Annotated in this window: 1 protein-coding gene; it reads left to right on the top strand. The window is 48.2% G+C overall.

Going from position 1 to position 1,088, the window contains the following annotated elements; genetic code table 11:
• A partial coding sequence (locus VZT47_RS10605) for an ATP-dependent helicase (RefSeq protein ID WP_330224920.1) occupies positions 1 to 1,088 on the top strand: 1,088 nt, incomplete at both ends.

Raw genomic sequence — 1,088 nt, 5'->3', positions numbered from 1 at the left:
TGAAGTGGCAGAAACGGCTGGAATACATCATGATCGATGAATTTCAGGATATCGACCCTCTCCAGTACAAACTGATGAAAGCTCTCTGCGGCTACCACAACAATCTTTTCGTCGTGGGAGACCCGGACCAGACCATTTACACCTGGCGGGGCGCCAATATCAGGTACCTTCTCGACTTTGACAAAGAATTTCCAAAAGTAAAGACCATCTTCATGAATGACAATTACCGCTCTTCCCCGGAAATTCTGGCGGCCGCCAATTCCCTCATCAGCAAGAATGAAAACCGGATCAAAAAGGACCTTATTTCCCATAAGGAAAAAGGCCCTGCCGTCACCTGTTTCCCTTCCGCCAACGCAGGAGAAGAAGCGAAAAAAATTGCAGAAGAAATCAAAAAACTTCATGAAGCAGGGACCGATTATGGAGAAATCGCCCTCCTATACCGGGCCCATTATGTGACGAGGAATCTGGAAGAAGCGCTGCTCAAGGCAGAAATACCCTATACCATCTATAGCGGTACCCAGTTCTTTGACCGTATGGAAATCAAGGATGCCCTCTGCTACCTCAGGATGATTGCCTATAAAGACGATATGGCCTTCCGCCGCATTGTAAACCAGCCGAAGCGGAATATCGGCATCCGGCGCATGGAATTTCTCCAGAAAAAAGCAGAAGAAGAAAATCTCACCCTCTATGAAACGATGAGGAAATATATAGAAGATCCCATCTTCAAACGCACAAAAGCAGGAGATTTCATCGAGCTCATCGAATATTTCATAAAGGACAGCGCAGGAAAGCCGGTATCCGAGGTGCTCTCTGCCATTCTCGACGAAAGCGGATATGAGCGGATGCTTCGCACCGAAGGAAGCCAGGAGCGGCTGGACAATCTGGCGGAACTGAAACAGTCCATTTTCGAATACGAAGCTTCCGCCGGAGAAGAGACTTCTATTTCCGATTATCTGGAACATGCCGCCCTTTTCTCCAATATGGACCGTGCCCCGGGGGAAGACCGGGTCAAGCTTATGACCATTCACACGGCCAAAGGTCTGGAATTTCCGGTAGTTTTCCTTTGTGCCATGAATGAAGGCATTTTC

The organism is Dialister sp. (genome assembly GCF_036343215.1).
Classification (GTDB): domain Bacteria; phylum Bacillota; class Negativicutes; order Veillonellales; family Dialisteraceae; genus Dialister.
Note: the sequence above shows the minus strand (reverse complement) of the source record. Positions and strands in the feature narration are given on the sequence as shown.